At 37.8% G+C, this 16,316-nt stretch carries 16 protein-coding genes; 5 read left to right on the top strand and 11 right to left on the bottom strand.

Going from position 1 to position 16,316, the window contains the following annotated elements; genetic code table 11:
• Positions 1–261: 261 nt before the first annotated feature.
• The gene (locus ACH6CZ_RS08050; protein WP_374096916.1) at positions 262–1,176 is read left to right on the top strand and encodes a metallophosphoesterase; all 915 of its coding nucleotides are present in this window, start codon (positions 262–264) and stop codon (positions 1,174–1,176) included.
• Between the two features lie 264 nt (positions 1,177–1,440).
• Here the strand turns inward: ACH6CZ_RS08050 and ACH6CZ_RS08045 are convergent, their stop codons facing one another.
• Entirely contained in the window at positions 1,441–2,430 is a 990-nt protein-coding gene (locus ACH6CZ_RS08045; RefSeq protein ID WP_374096915.1) for an NADPH:quinone oxidoreductase family protein, read from the bottom strand.
• A 161-nt stretch (positions 2,431–2,591) separates the two neighbouring features.
• Here ACH6CZ_RS08045 and ACH6CZ_RS08040 point away from each other — a divergent pair, with 161 nt between their 5' ends.
• Positions 2,592–3,191, top strand: coding sequence for a TetR/AcrR family transcriptional regulator (locus tag ACH6CZ_RS08040; RefSeq protein ID WP_374096914.1), 600 nt, complete (start codon positions 2,592–2,594; stop codon positions 3,189–3,191).
• 96 nt (positions 3,192–3,287) lie between these two features.
• Here ACH6CZ_RS08040 and ACH6CZ_RS08035 read toward each other — a convergent pair whose 3' ends face one another.
• A complete protein-coding gene (locus tag ACH6CZ_RS08035) occupies positions 3,288–3,749 on the bottom strand; it encodes a hypothetical protein (RefSeq protein ID WP_374096913.1) in 462 nt (153 codons plus the stop codon).
• 313 nt (positions 3,750–4,062) lie between these two features.
• On the opposite strand from ACH6CZ_RS08035, the gene ACH6CZ_RS08030 reads away from it, so the two are divergent.
• Positions 4,063–4,347 (top strand): hypothetical protein, encoded by a 285-nt coding sequence (locus tag ACH6CZ_RS08030; protein ID WP_374096912.1) that lies wholly within the window; start codon positions 4,063–4,065, stop codon positions 4,345–4,347.
• Positions 4,348–4,435: 88 nt separating this feature from the next.
• Here ACH6CZ_RS08030 and ACH6CZ_RS08025 read toward each other — a convergent pair whose 3' ends face one another.
• From ACH6CZ_RS08025 to ACH6CZ_RS07995, 7 genes are all read right to left on the bottom strand, one after another.
• Complete coding sequence (locus ACH6CZ_RS08025) at positions 4,436–5,533, bottom strand: Ger(x)C family spore germination protein (protein WP_374096911.1); 1,098 nt, start codon at positions 5,531–5,533, stop codon at positions 4,436–4,438.
• Positions 5,530–6,615: a GerAB/ArcD/ProY family transporter gene (locus tag ACH6CZ_RS08020; protein ID WP_374096910.1), complete on the bottom strand. Its 1,086-nt coding sequence runs from the start codon at positions 6,613–6,615 to the stop codon at positions 5,530–5,532. Before ACH6CZ_RS08020 ends, ACH6CZ_RS08025 begins: the two co-directional genes overlap by 4 nt.
• The gene (locus ACH6CZ_RS08015) at positions 6,602–8,104 is read right to left on the bottom strand and encodes a spore germination protein (RefSeq protein WP_374096909.1); all 1,503 of its coding nucleotides are present in this window, start codon (positions 8,102–8,104) and stop codon (positions 6,602–6,604) included. The genes ACH6CZ_RS08020 and ACH6CZ_RS08015 overlap by 14 nt, the downstream gene beginning before the upstream one ends.
• A 158-nt stretch (positions 8,105–8,262) precedes the next feature.
• Positions 8,263–8,487, bottom strand: a complete 225-nt coding sequence (locus ACH6CZ_RS08010; RefSeq protein WP_374096908.1) for a hypothetical protein — start codon at positions 8,485–8,487, stop codon at positions 8,263–8,265.
• Positions 8,488–8,692: 205 nt separating this feature from the next.
• Positions 8,693–9,403: a hypothetical protein gene (locus ACH6CZ_RS08005; protein ID WP_374096907.1), complete on the bottom strand. Its 711-nt coding sequence runs from the start codon at positions 9,401–9,403 to the stop codon at positions 8,693–8,695.
• 12 nt (positions 9,404–9,415) lie between these two features.
• Positions 9,416–9,934, bottom strand: a complete 519-nt coding sequence (locus tag ACH6CZ_RS08000) for a hypothetical protein (RefSeq protein WP_374096906.1) — start codon at positions 9,932–9,934, stop codon at positions 9,416–9,418.
• A 139-nt stretch (positions 9,935–10,073) separates the two neighbouring features.
• Positions 10,074–10,586 (bottom strand): GNAT family N-acetyltransferase, encoded by a 513-nt coding sequence (locus ACH6CZ_RS07995; protein WP_374096905.1) that lies wholly within the window; start codon positions 10,584–10,586, stop codon positions 10,074–10,076.
• A gap of 176 nt (positions 10,587–10,762) precedes the next feature.
• On the opposite strand from ACH6CZ_RS07995, the gene ACH6CZ_RS07990 reads away from it, so the two are divergent.
• Positions 10,763–11,035, top strand: a complete 273-nt coding sequence (locus tag ACH6CZ_RS07990) for a hypothetical protein (RefSeq protein WP_374096904.1) — start codon at positions 10,763–10,765, stop codon at positions 11,033–11,035.
• A gap of 104 nt (positions 11,036–11,139) precedes the next feature.
• Positions 11,140–12,018: a phosphoadenosine phosphosulfate reductase domain-containing protein gene (locus ACH6CZ_RS07985; RefSeq protein WP_374097447.1), complete on the top strand. Its 879-nt coding sequence runs from the start codon at positions 11,140–11,142 to the stop codon at positions 12,016–12,018.
• Positions 12,019–12,083: 65 nt separating this feature from the next.
• Here the strand turns inward: ACH6CZ_RS07985 and ACH6CZ_RS07980 are convergent, their stop codons facing one another.
• Together ACH6CZ_RS07980 and ACH6CZ_RS07975 are read right to left on the bottom strand one after the other, a co-directional pair.
• On the bottom strand, positions 12,084–15,407 hold the full coding sequence (locus ACH6CZ_RS07980; RefSeq protein WP_374096903.1) for a hypothetical protein: 3,324 nt from the start codon (positions 15,405–15,407) through the stop codon (positions 12,084–12,086).
• Complete coding sequence (locus ACH6CZ_RS07975) at positions 15,407–16,270, bottom strand: DUF4007 family protein (RefSeq protein WP_374096902.1); 864 nt, start codon at positions 16,268–16,270, stop codon at positions 15,407–15,409. The genes ACH6CZ_RS07980 and ACH6CZ_RS07975 overlap by 1 nt, the downstream gene beginning before the upstream one ends.
• Positions 16,271–16,316 lie beyond the last annotated feature (46 nt).

The raw sequence follows: 16,316 nt of genomic DNA, 5'->3' as shown, positions 1-16,316 counted from the left end.
ACGGCATGCCGTGTGGAGTTTTTATTATGTAGCAAACTCATTCTGCCTACCGGGACGGAGGTTGAGTTGTTATTTGATAGACACAGCAGGGACAGATATAAAGTTGAACGTATTATATTGTACTTTAAAGACCTTACTCTGACCCAAGTATGCACATATGATAACATTCCAACCTCTGTCCCTAATAAAAACATGCATATACACCTCCTAACAGGGTATATAAATTAAGCACTAAATCTTATTGCATAAGGAGCAGGCAAAATGAAAATCGTTAAAAGAATATTATTTACTTTGAGTGCTCTGATCTTTTTCGTTATGTTATGGGGATTGATAGAGCCTTATTTTATTAATACTGAGGAAGAGACTGCTGAGATAACGGGTCTTCCTGAAGTATGGGAAGGTCAGGAGCTTGCTGTCATAGGAGACTTTCAAGTTGGGATGTGGATGGATAACACGTGGACAATTGAGAGGGTAGTGAAGCGGATCATTGAGAGGAAGCCTGCAGCTGTTCTTTTAACTGGAGATCATGTGTATCATGTAAAAAAAGGAAGTGAGAAAGAGCTGAATGAGGTGCTTGAACTATTGCAGCCTTTGGCGGATTCAGATATTCCTGTGATGACTGTAATGGGAAATCATGATTACTCAATGGAAAAGAAAGATCATGAGCCGGATACTAAGTATGTTGAGATGATGAGTGAACAATTCGAGGAGATAGGGATCACTGTGCTTCAGAACGAACATTTGACACTTAATCTGAATGACGGAGTGATGGAAATTGGTAAAGAGGATGCCAATTCTCTTTATATTGGTGGTGTCGGCTCTTCGTGGGCTGGTATGGATGATGTTGAAAAAACGTTAGCTGGCATTCCTGATACTGCGGCCAGATTCATACTGATGCACAACCCTCAGGCGTTTAAGTCTATTCCCGGGGGCAGCGCACCAGCTGCAGCAGCAGGACACACGCATGGTGGTCAGATCAGTATTCCATTTACTCCACACTGGTCTTACATGAGTGTGTTTAAGGGTGAGGATGTACAGGCTGCCGGCTGGACTGAGGCTGATTTCGGCGAGGAAGGAAATCTCCTCTATGTCAATCCGGGCATCGGTTTCAGCGATGTACCGCTGCGTTTTACAACTCCCCCTGAGATTACGTATTTTGAACTTACACAGAAATAAATGGGTGATTGAATTATTCACTGTATATTGAAATAATTAGGCAGGAATCATCATTTCATACTTTTCTTGTCTCAAAAACTAACCTCATTCAATCAATCTCCTGCCTCTAAAATTAGAAAATGAAATAAAACGGTTATCGATTTTGTAAACAACTATAAAAGCTCCTGCGCAAACAGGAGCTTTTTAAAAACATCTCTTTTTCAAGATATATGCCTTGATCAATTAGATTGATCACTCAGATATTAACTTACTCCTTAAGCCTTTTTATATACTTACGACTGTTCGTCCTCTCACATTTCCTTTCAATATTTTCGGCAGCACCCCAGGCAATTCAGACAAGGAAACTTCGTTTACAATCTCTTCTAAGTGATCAGGTTTCAAATCTGTAGCCATGCGCTTCCAAATCGTTTTTCTAATGTCCATCGGGCAATAGACAGAATCAATCCCTAGCAGTTTAACTCCTCTCAGAATAAATGGATACACACTTGTCGGCACTTGAGAACCACCGGTTAGACCGCTCACTGCGACTGCCCCGCCATATTTGACATTACTTAACACAGAAGCCAGTGTGTCGCCTCCCACAGGATCTACAGCCCCTGCCCAACGTTGCTTTCCAATAGGACGAACCTTATCAGGCAGTACTTCCTTTCTCGAAACAATGTTAGCAGCACCCAGCTTTTTTAAATATTCGTGCTCGGTTTCCTTACCTGTACTGGCTGTTACCTGATAGCCTCTTTTCGAGAGCATTGCGATCGCCATACTGCCCACGCCTCCTGTTGCACCGGTGACCAGGACGTCACCAGAAGCCGGCGTTACCCTATTTTCTTCAAGCTGATGAATAGAAAGAGCTGCTGTAAATCCTGCAGTTCCAAAAATCATTGCCTCTTTTAATGTTAGTTCTTCAGGCAATGGTACGATCCAGTCTCCATGAACACGTGCATACTCACTATATCCTCCATAATGGGATACCCCTAGTTCATAGCTTGTTACGATGACCTGATCACCTTCTTTGTATCTTTCATCCTTTGAAGCTGTAACGGTCCCTGCAAGATCAATCCCTGGTATAAACGGGTATGACTTTACGATCTGTCCGTCCGGTATTGCTGCAAGTCCATCTTTATAATTGACACTCGAGTAATGAACTTTGATTGTCACATCACCCTCGGGTAAATCATCCAACGTAACAGGCTCTACAGCCACAGAAAAATCTTCTTCTGACTTATTCACAACTAATGCATTAAACTTCTCAGACATGTTTTCTCTTCCCTTCTAACTTTAAATTAAATACTGGTTAAAGCATAACGTTTTTATACTGACTGGTCAATTTATTTTGACTGATCAATATAATTATGTTCGTATGAATCGTTAATCTGCTGTATAATATCATTATATTTAATGGAAGGTTGATCGGTATAATGAATAAAAAAGCAGAGCAAAGACGCAGTCAGCTTTTGAAAGCGGCATTTAATGCCGCTTTTGAAAAAGGCTATGAATTTGTGACCTTACAGGATATTTCCGATTATGCGGGTGTTAGTAAAGGGGTAACCAGTTATTATTTTAAAAATAAAGCAGAAGTATTCAGTCAACTATTTGAGTGGCTAACAGACAGAATTTACGAGAAGGAAACAGCTTCTGTTAAAGAAAGAGTGACAGCTTTAGAGAAATTGGATGCGTATATTAATCAGGTGTTTATCAACCCTGAAGATAATAGTAAATTTTATCGTGTCTATCTTGATTTTTTATCACATACCAAACAGAATCATCAATATAAAATGATTAATGACAAGTTTTACAAAAACTGCTGGTCAATAGGACATGAGATCATCAGTCAGGGAATAGAAGAAGGTGTTTTCGGCGTTGATGATGTTGAACAAGCCTCTATTAGTATGCGATGTATGATAGATGGAAGCTTAATTCAGTGGCTGATGCGTGAGGACGACGCATTGCACAGGTACTACAAACAAGCATGTCAAGAATCCATTTTGCAGATCTTACATGTTAAAGAGAAGCATTAATAGATAAGAGGCCTAGACAAAAAAGTGTCCCGGCCTCTCCTATCATTTTGCTACACTAGGATGATAAGTTTTTATTTAGCAGATCAGATTTTGTCATCATGCCCCAACTTCATCTACTTCCATCCTCAAAGTCTGAATAATCATCTGTTTCAGGAATGGTGTCATGTCTTTTAACTGATCTACGTTGTAAATTCCCACATAGTACTGGATCACGAGTCCATCTATCAATGCGACAAAAAGTGAAGCAGCATTCTGGTTGTGTAACAATGGATATTCATGTTTGTAATCCAATTGTTTTAACCTGCCATGAAGATGTGTCACCATTTTATGAAACGATCCTGAAAACACCTGTTGATTTATTTCACCTTCTGCATAGCGACTTAGAACACTTTTTATTTTTCCAATATTATCATGATTGTATATCCACGAGTCGTATAAAAATTGCTCAATGTAGGCTTCCACCGTTTCACTCTTATTGTTTTCTACCGCATAAATATAGTCGTTTTCCAATTCTTCTAATAAGTTATCCATTTCATATTGAGCGTTCAGTTGTTCCATTCATATTCCCTCCTTCATACTTCTACCTTTTTCACTCATAAACACTATCTTAAACCTATTTTTATAAATTTTAGAATATCTTGACAAACAGCTCAAGCAGCTGATGCTGACTGATAATCCCGTTTCGCAAATAATTCCTGTAGCAAAAATCAAAAATCTTCTTCTTCCTATCACATTCATATTCTTTTACTGCCCGCACCTTCTTCTCCTAACTCTCAAGTTAATTTCTACAGTTATAGTAGCAGTGTCATTCATATATTGGAAATGTTATATTATAGAAAACAGTTTTTATAATATAATGGAGGTTATTCATATGGAGTTCAATTTGATCGAGATCATCACACTGGCTGCTATTTTTTATCTGCTATCTACGGTTTTCAGGCTCGAGCAGCGTGTGAAGACATTAGACGATAAAGTCGAACAGTTGTCTGCGCATACGGATGTGACAGATGACGAGCTTCATCAGGAGCTGCAAGATGAACTGAAAGAACTTATCCATCAGGGGAAAGATGTTCAGGCTGTCAAAAGAGTCCGTGAAACGAAGGGGCTGTCTCTTGTTGAAGCGAAGCAGTATGTGGATACTTTGAAGTTGAAATAACAACATTGTCGCACCAGTTGAGAAAAAGGAGAATTCAACAAAGCTCGTGAATTAATGAATACAAATTGAGAACCCGTCATACAGGTCCTCAATCAATAATTCCCGTGCCCCTTACCTTCATTTCAACCTTTGCCTGAACTTCTAGCGCTTTGTAAGTCTCATCCCATGTATCAGGATCCCAATTTTCATCATTGTAAGCAGATATACGATTGGCAAGACCAAAAGTGTCTGATTGTGAGGACTGTAACTTTGCCATTACCTGCTCAATATCATCTGTCAAAATTTCCTTTAATCGTTTTTCAAGTTCCTCTTCTTTTTCCTTGGTAATTTTATTCTGACCATATTCAGTGATCACAATCTCCATCTCAACTTCAGCTTCCCAGGTTTTCAAATCCCTGCTGACTTTCATTCGGGTTTTTGACTGTTTGATTTCCGCTGTTAACCAATTTTCAACCTCAAGTTCCCTGTCATCATGGACGCGTCGGGTAACTCTGACCGTTTCCCCGGTGTCATTGTTTATTATATTAAAAATAACACTTTCCTCAGTATTCAAATGCACTCCTGTAAAACGATTTTTGTGAAACAGTGCAATCCCTTCAAGCCTTGCACGTTTCTCTTTTTCATCGTAAGAAATGTATGGTAAATACAAATCTTTTTCTGGATTAAATATACTGGTGCACGCATCCTGCAATGAGACATATGGTGATAAACTGGTCAGTTCAGAACTTTCGAGCAGCCCTTTAAAGTATTCCGATTTATCTTTTTGCGTTTCAAGCTGCAGAGACAGCAGTTCATTCGCTGGACGATCAGTTACAGCAAGTCTTGCGTGCAAATTATACTGCGGGTTTCTATACATTTCATCAAAAAATGAATAAATCTCCTCCGCAGCTAGATCATTTCCTATAATAATGGTCTGAAGCTTTGAGAAATCTGCTAATTCGTCAATTAGATGATCCATCTGAAGCATTGAGTCACGCATTGTATGACCGGTCACCGTAATTTCATTGACCTGATCTGTATCATCAATCGGCGGTGCAAGCGTTGTCGCCATTACTTCTCCATTGTCTGTCTGATCATAGCCCGCTGTGTAGATCAGCTGTACATCCTTTAACAGATTCTGATCCCAGCACCCTGATAGAAGGATAAGGCAGCTTAAGGTTATTAAAGCCCCTGACGTTTTTTTCATGTCGTATGTCCCTTTCTGAATATCAGGTAGATGATTAAAGCTGCCAATGGAATAATGATTGTAAAAACGGCTGCAGCATAAGTTACGAAGCTTTGTAGCTGAATGATAGATTGCTTTTCATCGATAAAAATCGAAACAGTAAACACAATTGTAATCATAAAAGCAATTGCCCAGTGGCTGTCTTTTAACTTAAACAAAATTTTAGTTTCTTCTGCTGCTATAAATAAATAGTTAATAAATGACGTAAGCGCCACAACAATCCAGATCGTCAGAAATATCAGGTCAATGCGCTCTACGATGATAAAGCTGAGCGATTTTAAAATATATAGAACCGCATACGGTACAACAACGATTTCCTCGAGATGGAAATAAAGCTGGGTTGAAACGATTAGAAACAGATAAAACAACAGTACGAAAGAGGTTGAGAAAGCAGCTTTCTTCAGCTCTTTTTGCCGGTTACTTTTCACGTATTTACTAAAGTACAGAAAAGCCTCAAATCCAATATAGGCTAAAATTGAAGCTTTCAGACCCTTCAGAATGGCAGAACTACCTTCTGAACCTATTGGAAAGAAATGGATAAACTCAGGAGAGCTGTAGACAGGAATTAATAATAAAATCATAACCGGCAGCAGAACAGATACAATCATAGAGAAACGTGCCACATGACTGATTTTACTTCCTGCGCAGTAAGCAGCCGGTAATAAAAACAACATTGTCAAAAGCTCTCTTGGTGTGTCCATATAGATCCATTCTGCCAATATTTTTGTAAATGTAATACTCGAGACTGTCAGAATATAAATGAAATATATGATATAAAAACATACAAATAACTTACCTGCTACTTTTCCAAATGATTGTATGATGATGTCAAAATAACTAATCTCACCTGCTCTCATTAAGAACCATAGAAAAACGAACAGAACGAGTTGAACAGCAATTCCTGCAATGATCAGTGAAATCCATGCATCGCGGCCTGCTTCTACAGAAACATCTTTTGGCAGCGACAACACGCCAACACCAATCTGCGTCTGGATGATCAGAAAAAACAACTGCCACCCTGTGATCTCGTTATTTTTTTGCATGCTGCCACCTCTTTGAAAAGCCCTGTCTGACTCTATTCCTCGTAAGTGTTCCTGCAGGTCTTGTACTATGAAGCCATGACGGGAGTCGGAATAAAGAATCCCGCAGACCCGACTTGTGAAACGGTGCAATTGGTGTCAGGTAAGGAACACCCAAAGATTCCAGACGGATCAGGTGAATCAGTAAGATTGTCAACCCAACAGTTACACCGTAAAAGCCAAACAACGTTGCAAGTATCATAAAAGGGAACCTCAGAATACGCACTGTTGCATTCATTTCTACAGAGGGTACAACAAATGAAGAGATGGCAGTAAGCGCCACTACAATGACCATAATATTCGATACAAATCCAGCACTAACTACTGCATCTCCAATGACAAGACCCCCTACAACCCCGATTGTCTGACCCACCGGGAACGGCAGCCGAACCGTCGCTTCCCTGATCAGTTCGATGGTAATTTCCATAATAAATGCCTCGAACAGCGGAGGGTAAGGAATGTCCTCAATTGCTTTTTTGGCTGGAAGTGTAAGGGCTTCAGGGATCACCTCAAAGTGAAAGCTGATGATCGCGATGTAAATCGCCGGAAGCAGCAATGCCACAATAAAACTGGTCAGCCGCAGCAACCTGTAAAATGTCCCAATGATAAAGCGACCGTTATAATCATCCGGAGATTGATAAAATGAAAAGAATGAAGCCGGTCCTATTAACGCAGTTGGCGAGCCGTCCATAAGAAATGCAATCCGGCCTTCTGACAGATTCTCTGTCACTCTGTCAGGCCTCTCTGTTACCAGAAACTGAGGAAAAGGAGATAAACAGTGATCTTCAAGCATTTCCTCAAGAAAACCGACACTGTGGGCTACATCTACATCAATACTTTCAATTCTTCTGATAAACTCTTCAACAATCATATGATTTGCTGCATTTTCCACATAAATCAGCGCACTCTTCGTATTAGACTCCCTGCCAATCTGATAATACCTGACGACTAAGTGAGGGGATTTCAGCCGCTGCCTGAGCAGATAGACATTGCTGCTAAGCGATTCATTCATTCCATAATGAGGTCCGCGGATCACCTGCTCATTTTTCGGCTCTTCAATACTGCGGGAAAGCTCTTTTGTTATTGCAATCCCTTTAATCTTCCAGCCTGTCTCTTCAGGTGATATGATAAATGCTTCCCCATCTAATAGCTTTTGAGTCAGTTGATGAAACGAAAGCATATCCCCGTAAAATTTGATTTTACTGCTCATCATCCGGTCATTCGTCAGCCACTTCATTTCACCAGACCATTCAATGATCTCCTCAAGCTTCACCTGATCAACCAGCGAGTCAATATAGACGATTAATGACTGAGATGCTCCTGCATGACTGTGAACAGACACCATCACGAGATCCTCTGTATTTCCAAGGTGAAACAGCAGCTGTTCCTTAAATTCGTTAATATCCATACACTGCTGCACCTCATCTTTTCGATGAAACGGCTTTCCTTCCACACCCTCACCCCCTTTTGTATGTATCTTGAACATTTTAGAAATTATATATACATGACTGTCAGACTTTTAACTTCATTACAACAACAAAAAAACACCTGACTGCTTGGGTCTGGTGTTTGGTTAACGTGTAATATATGAAGTTTCATATTAATAAGTACTTATGTAATAAAGCTCGTTACTGTCATTCCAACAAACATAGCTGTACACAATCCATTCAAAATCCCTTCTCTTATCTTTCCTTTTTCAAATAGCTGCAGAGTCGTCAGGACAAAGATTGCAGGCAGCAGATAAAAGATGCCGGGCATCGGGAATGGTCCGATGATGAAGCTTGAGATAAATAGACCGATGAACGTTACGATTAGTATATGAGCAGTGATTTTCACTCGTCTACCTCAACGGTTAAGTGTTCCTCACCAAATCCAGAGACATATCCTGTTTGTAAACACCGTTCGCAGTAAATAAAAACAACGCGGTCCCCCGCATGATGACTTTCCCTGATAATTCATTACCGTCACGATCCGTCATCCTAAATCGCTCACTGATTTCAAATCCCCATTTCCCATTTATCAATAACCGGACGTTACCAGTTTAATAGTCAGCATCTATGATTGCTTCAGAACCGAGCATCATGAACTGACTTAAACGCATATGATCCGGCAGCTTGATCTTCCTGACTTCACTAAAATGATCTAAATGCACAAGGTTTGAAAACAGTGAATAATGAATATAGATATGTTCCGCATCCTGTATGTTCATTGCAAGGATTTCATGAATATCATACTGCCTGGCTTCCCATTGAATCTGCCCATCCTGAGAAAAAGCCACAAGACCGGCACTCCCAATCGGATTGTGATCCCATCCATGATTGCCGTACACACCTTCTTCGTGGTAACCCACCCAGATTGTATCTTCACCATCAATTGTTACTCCTGAAAGGCCTGTACCCAATACAAATTCATTCAGACACTCGCCACTTTTGCTGTACCTCCGTGCATTCTTCTGTACCCACCCATCCTTTCGCCAGCAATCACTTGATACCAGAAGGAGAGTCCCGTCTGAAAACATATCCAGGCGATCCGGAACAAATGGAAAATCTTTTGCTGTGAAATGAGTCACCTCATTCCCATCAATCATCTTTATCATATAGTCTCCCCGATACGTGCCGGAAGCGACACCATTGAACTGATGAAGATCCTTTTCTATCATAAGCACGCGGTGATCACGCGTCACAGCAGTCGGGTACGCACTTGCTTCAGGTACTTTGATGTCGCTCCACTTCTCTAGCGTAATACGCCGCATATCATCCCTCCCTTACTTCTCAACAGCCCCCATCACAAGCTCCATCCACTGCTCACGTCTCGCCCAGAAACTGAACTCCATCTCCATTGTGGCAAGCCATTTCATATCCCCGACTCCTAGGTTAAATAACATCGGCGGCGCAGCCGGTGTGAATAATTGCACGCACCACGGGCTCACGACATCAAACCTTTCACCGAAGCTGTTCCACTTTGCGACAGTCAGACCATTCTCACGCACAAACTTTCTCACCTTTTTAATTAACACATGCAAAGCTTCATTATGATCCCAGTTTGTTTCTTCAATCTCCTCGTCCGTCAGCGCAAACAGCTTCGTCCAGTAGGCAAAGCCCGCTTTCCCGTGCCCTGATAAAAGATTATCCTCTCCCCTGTCAAAATGCAGAGAGCCTTTTACTTCAAAATATGCTTCAAGGTCAGCCGCCGTAAATACACGTACGTTTTCAAATCCCTCATCTGTTAATAATGATTTTGGTGCTGATACAATTACAAGGCCGAGTATCATTTGATCGTTCATCCATTTCACTCCTGCTGATTAATTTACTAGATATGATTAATTTAAGTTTAACATTTATATCCATCAATATATGTAATGATATAAAAAATCCATTTATCGAACGATCGGATCACCGTTTAATAAATGGATTCATATCAGATTACAACTTCACCTGCTCAAGATCCTTCCACCCATATACAGCTTCCTTCAGATCTCTCCCGCCGAAGTTAATCTTTACTGTATCAACTTTATCCGCACCAAGCACCTCATAAAAACGCTTGGAATCATTCTTCTCTAGGACGCAGACAATCATCGATGACAGCCCTTTAGCTTTCAAATCTTCAACCACCGGCGCCATCAGTTTCTTACCAAGTCCCTGACGCTGATAGGATTCAAGTATGTAAATCGCAAACAGTTCCCCGTCATAGCCGGAATACTTATTACTTCTCTCTTCCCCGCCATTCGCAAAACCAACAATCTCACCGTTGTTCTCAGCCACATACACAACCTGGCCATCCCCAATAATCTTACTCCACATCTCTTCCCTGCGTTCATAAGACATGTGGTTCAGATAATCATCCGGCACCATCCCTCTGTAAGTCGTCTTCCAAGTATCCACCTGCACCTTCGCGATTCCTGCAGCGTCTTTCAGTGTTGCTTTTCTGATGTTCATTGGGCACCTCCGTTTAATAATGCTGAACCTGCTTAATACTTACAGATAATATTCTCGAGTCTCACTAGAATCTCCTTTTTTTAACACTAAAATTGCTGAGCAATATCAAAAATTAAAGTGTGACTGTATCATAGAATATATCTTTTAATTTCTTTATGAGGGAAAAGGGGTAAAACATGGATAAAAATTTATTAATTAATGAAATTAAAACGGTTTTAATTAATCACGGTGGAGTAGCTTCATTAAAAACTATTTACCATGAAGTACTTCAGAGAAATAACTTTTCTTTTGAAGGTTATAAAGATTATACTGTTCCAATCAGAAAAACAATCTATGAGCATTCAAGTAATGCAGATATTTTTAAAGGTCTCCCTGGGGATCAAAGCGATATTTTCTATACAGTACAAGGGAAGGGCAAAGGCTTTTGGGGTTTAAGAAAAAGGAATTAATATAATTTAGATTTTTATTCAGGCAGACCTCTTAGACATCTCTTTTATAGATGTTATACTTATAATGACATATTTTTTAAATTAGAGAGGTGTTCTTTTTGAACATGAATAATGTTAAAACTACTAAAACTACTGATAGATCTGCTTTAGGCGTATTAAATGCTGGAACTAAAGAAAGTACAAACGATCGTAAAAAGGTCCATGTTGCGATGTTTAGCGGTGGAGCTTCTTCAGCTTACGTTGCTTATCATATTGTACAAAAGTACGGTAAAGAGAATTGTGTTTTATTTTTTACAGATACTTTGTGGGAAGACGAAGATAATTATCGTTTCATGGATGAAGTTGCCGAATACATCGGGATGGATATCACAACTAGAATCGATGGGAGAACACCAGAAGAAGTTTTTCACGATGTTAAGTTTTTAGGGAATTCACGTATGGCCAAATGCTCAGAGGAACTTAAAGTACGACAGACTTTGATTTACCTTGAAGAGCTCCGTGATGAATATGATCTAGAGCCTGTGCTTTACTTTGGTATTGGACCGCACGAACAACACCGTGCTATTAATCTTCAAAACTTTTACGAACATAACCCTATTGAACCTATAGAAACTAGGTTTCCAATGATCGAAACCTTTAAAGAAGATTTAGATACGAAGGAAATAATTCGTGACGAGTGGAAAATCGACTTACCTAGAATGTACGGATACGGCTTCTCTCACGCTAATTGTGCCGGAAGATGTGTTAGAGGTGGTTTAGGTCATTATGCATTACTATACAACGTCTGGCCTGATCAGTACGCTGAACAAGAAGCGATGGAAGAAAGATTTAGAGATAAATTTGAGAAAGATGTTTCTATCCTCAAAAGAAACGGAAAACCGTTTACTCTCAAAGAGTATAGAGAATTGATGGATAGAGATGGTGTTGAAAAGTTCTTAAGTGAAAAAGATGATACTATCCCTTGTGTATGCTCATTTTCTTAAAAATAGACTAATAAAAAACACCCTAAAGTGTTCAGCTTCCTCAGAAGAACCTTTAGGGTGTTTTTTTACTCTGTATCTTTTAAAAGATTGTAAAGTATAAATCTAACCTCATTTTGAGTTAATGTTTTTCCACCAGCTTTAACAATTCTACTTAAATTATTGTAGATTGTTTTACCTTTAACTGAAAGCTCAACTTCTTCAATATTAAAAAGTACTTGATCACCACTCAAAAGAGTGACTTGTCCCTCTTCATCTTGTTCTTTTACCAATTGTTTTATCGATGAAATGAATGCCTCGTGAGTAACATCTGACCAATCCTCAATTTTTGTACCAACAGTTCTCTCAATTAATTTTTGTAACCAGTCTTCCTGTACTTGTGCCGCCTCATAAGCAATTCTTATTGTGGGATTTTTATTAATCAGATGAGGATTCTCATTTCCAAAATCCTGCCACCTTTCAAAACCTAGCGTATCCATAACTTGGCGACTAACTTCATCTTTAAAGATCGCAGAATAATTTTCTAAGTATGCTTTAATTCCCAAAACTTTCTTTACACCCTCATTGTTCAAGAGGTTTTGAACTCTCTTTAACGATTCAAGAGGATCAGTTTCACTGTGTCTAATAGCGCTTTTAAATTGTAAGATTTCAGAAGGCTGATGATCTGTAATTTGAGAAATTCTAGACAATTTTCTTAGCCAGTTGAGCAGTTCTCCAAAGATAATTGCAGGTTGAACAGGTAGTTCATTTTGAAAGAAAATATTATTAATTTCTTTTAAAACCAGTTCTTCTTCATCAGAAAGTTGATAGATCTCATATTCATAAAACTCTACCTTCTGCTCTACAATCTGATAAAGTAATTCTGCGCTCATTTTTTCAACGTAGAAATCGTTAGCATAAAACGCCATTTTGTCCCAGTAGTCTCTAAGTAATGCTATTGCGAGAATTGGTACTAGAGGCTCTCTCATCCCAAATGGCTTATCTAACAATAAATTAAATATGTCGCTTATCTTTCCATTCTTATTTTTATCGACATATTCTTTTAAAACCTTTCTCATGTTAGCTAGTTCAGGATTCTTTAATTGATCTAAGTTTTTATAGTCGTAGTGATTGTTTTTCAAGAGCGTTGCATAGATTAAATAGTCCGGACCAAATCCATCAACTTCTATGTCTCCATTAAAGCTAGGATCTAAAATAATCCCTAAAACTTCTAGTGCACCTTTTTTCTGCACACTAGAAATATTGTGCTTATTAAAACCTTCATTTCTTACTTCTAGAGTGCTTGGGTATTCATTGAACATCCAATTGCTTAAAAAGCTTTCAAAATCCTCCTTAGAGTTAAACCCTGCAAGCTTCTGACCATTGTAAATCCATGTCAGTTTACTTGAATCAAAATTCCGTATAGGGCTAAGTAACTTTTGTAAATCATATTGAATGTTTTCAATGTTAATTTCTATCTCAGTTTGAATGTTTGCATCTTTTTCTAATATGAGTGGATCATCAAACATTTTGTTTAAAATAATAAATTGGTCAACTTTTTCCTTTAATAGTTCTATTTCGATATTTGGCACACAATAAATCAAGTCAGAGTTCAATGATACATTTGTTGATAATGGATCGATTTTATCATCGAGTAGGAATAACAAACTGCCATCTGAACTTTCAATGTTTTGCAGACCATTTCTATCAAAAATAAATTTGGCTTCTATAAATCTAGTCATGCTCTTAGCATTATTGTATTCAATAGGCAGAAAATAATTTTGAGTGTATTGACGGTCTAGAGCAGCCTCTCTAACTTGATTTGAAATAACCATTGTACTTCTATATTCTTTAATTAATTGATCAAACTCTAATATAGAACCACTGAACAGTTCATATGATGAAATGAACCGGTTAAAACGAATTAACTTAGTCTCACTCAACTCACCTAATAATGATTTAGCTACATTATTATTCACACCAAGTGCAAAACTTATAAAGCTTTCATCAATTACTAAAGGCGAATTAGTAATTTTCAATAAAGTCATCAATTTAATAACTCTAAGAGCTTGTGAAGATACTTTATAATTTAGGGCTGTCCTGAGATATTTTAATTCTTCAATCATATAAAATGAAGATTCATCAGGATAGAAATAATTAAATAACTGATCCGCATAGTACCATTCAGTTTCGACTGTATACTTTTCAACTTCACTTAAAAAGGTATAAAGCGTTCTGTCATTCTGACCTAATACGTTTGACAATGCAGGAAGCAACCTTATTGCTAAAGGATGTATAGGTTGGCAACCTTCTAATATGGCTCCTTCAATCTCAAGTGGTGACATATCTGGAAATAAGTTATATTTTAAAATCTCTTTTTTTAGGTACTCTATATCCTTTAATAAGAATAAGTTAGCACCACCATCTTCCCTATTCGCTTCTATAATTTTAAATGCAGACCTATAAAAAATAGCTGGATCGCTTTCTAATCTATGGTTTTTAAACCTCTTCTCTACTCTCTCAAGTTCAGTAACAGACAAATTATTATTCGATGCTGCATATTGTCCCAATCCAGTGTGAGTAATAAATAATGAACCAAAATTTTGGGATCGGTTTAGTGTTTCAGCTAAATCTTGCAAATCTTGCATCGTTTGATAGATTTTATTTTGATTTACAGTTTGTAAGAAGCGCCCAAACTCATCAAAGATAATCATGATAGCAACTTTCTTTGAAAGTAATTGACTAATTAAGTGATCAAGCTGTTCCTGGAAAGGTGTAGAATTTTGACTTATAAATTCTGCCCCTGAAGTCAATTGAGAATACATCTTTTTAAACTCTAAAATCGCATGTTCGTCTCCCATTTTTATTGAACTCAGAAAATCTTCATAATTAACTTCCAGTCGCTTACAGTAGATCTTGAATTTGTTAAATGTTTCTTCGAAATCTTTCTTCCAAACAGAGATAGTTTTTAAAATATTTTCACTATCCCCTTTTAAAGAAAAGCTTATTTCTTCGTTTCTAAGAACTTGAATAATTGCCTCAAGTATAATTTCTGAGAAATCTCCTTTTTTCCCTGTAATGGGGGCAGCTATCCATTTCAATGTTTTTTCATCCATAGCTTCAACTATCGAAGCTTTATGTTCACTACTAACCGTAGCTACATTACTTTGAAAAGATTTTACAATCTTACTATTCTTTCGAGCTGTAATAATTGAGGCAGCTAAAGCACCTACCATGGATTTCCCCGCACCATATGGACCAATTAATAAGTGAGTATTGTTAGTACTACTAGTTACTCCGCTTATCACATCAGATAATATATCTAATTGGTTAATATTTGGGACAAACTGTTCAAATAGTTCAGGCTTACCAATATCATAATTGATATTTATACTTGGTTGAAAATGTTTCATTAAGAACCCTCTTTATCTAAAGACTTGTTAATGTATTTTAATATATCTATATCGTCTTCTATTCGAATAATATCTAGACGGTTTGTGCGAGTAAATATAATTGGATATTCTTTTTTAACTAGGTTTTCGATTGTTCCTACTATATCACTTTGAGACAGATTGAATGTTCTCCCTAATAACTCTGGCGCTCGAACAAGTTCAGTTACACTAATTTCTGATTTTGAGTGTTTATCCATATATAAAAGCAGAACTGTAAACACTAAATCATCGTTATAATCAGTTAGTTTCATTTTTGTGTAATTAGTTTTGATGGTCTGAGTTAATAAACCTAGCTCTTCAAATGGACTTCTAATTACGTCTTCCGGCGTAGCATTTTTAAAGCTTTTAGGTAAATATGTTGAAATTAAACAATCAACATCTCGTTTTAAAGAGTTTTTTGATACTTTTCTTTCAATATTTTCTTCAACCCAGTCTTCTAATCCATTGAGTACATTATTTTTATCAAATACATCTTCACTATAAATGTTATAGAACCAGTACCATGTAGTTGCCACGTTTTTATCAGTAACTAAAAGGTAATGTAATAATCCTTTAGTATAGAGCTTTTGTAGATGAGGATCTTTGTCTAAAATAATTTCACCTATTTTAGTCAAATGATGTTCAATCTTATCTTTTTTTATTTCTTCCAATACTTTTGTGGCGTTCATCCAATACCTAACAGCTTTTGCCATGTTTTTTCCGACACCTAATTTTTCAAAATGATCGTCTTGATAAAAAAACCTTGGATTATCCTGTATTTCTCTCAACCCTTTAAATAACCATTGAGGTCTTAAGTAAAAGCTTTGATGTTGACCAAATCCCATTTAAATACCAACTTTCACAGATTTACTTGATTACTGGAGATATCCT

Origin of the sequence: Jeotgalibacillus sp. JSM ZJ347 (assembly GCF_044383825.1) — a bacterium.
Classification (GTDB): Bacteria; Bacillota; Bacilli; order Bacillales; family Jeotgalibacillaceae; genus Jeotgalibacillus.
This window is presented reverse-complemented; position numbering and strand designations above follow the sequence as displayed.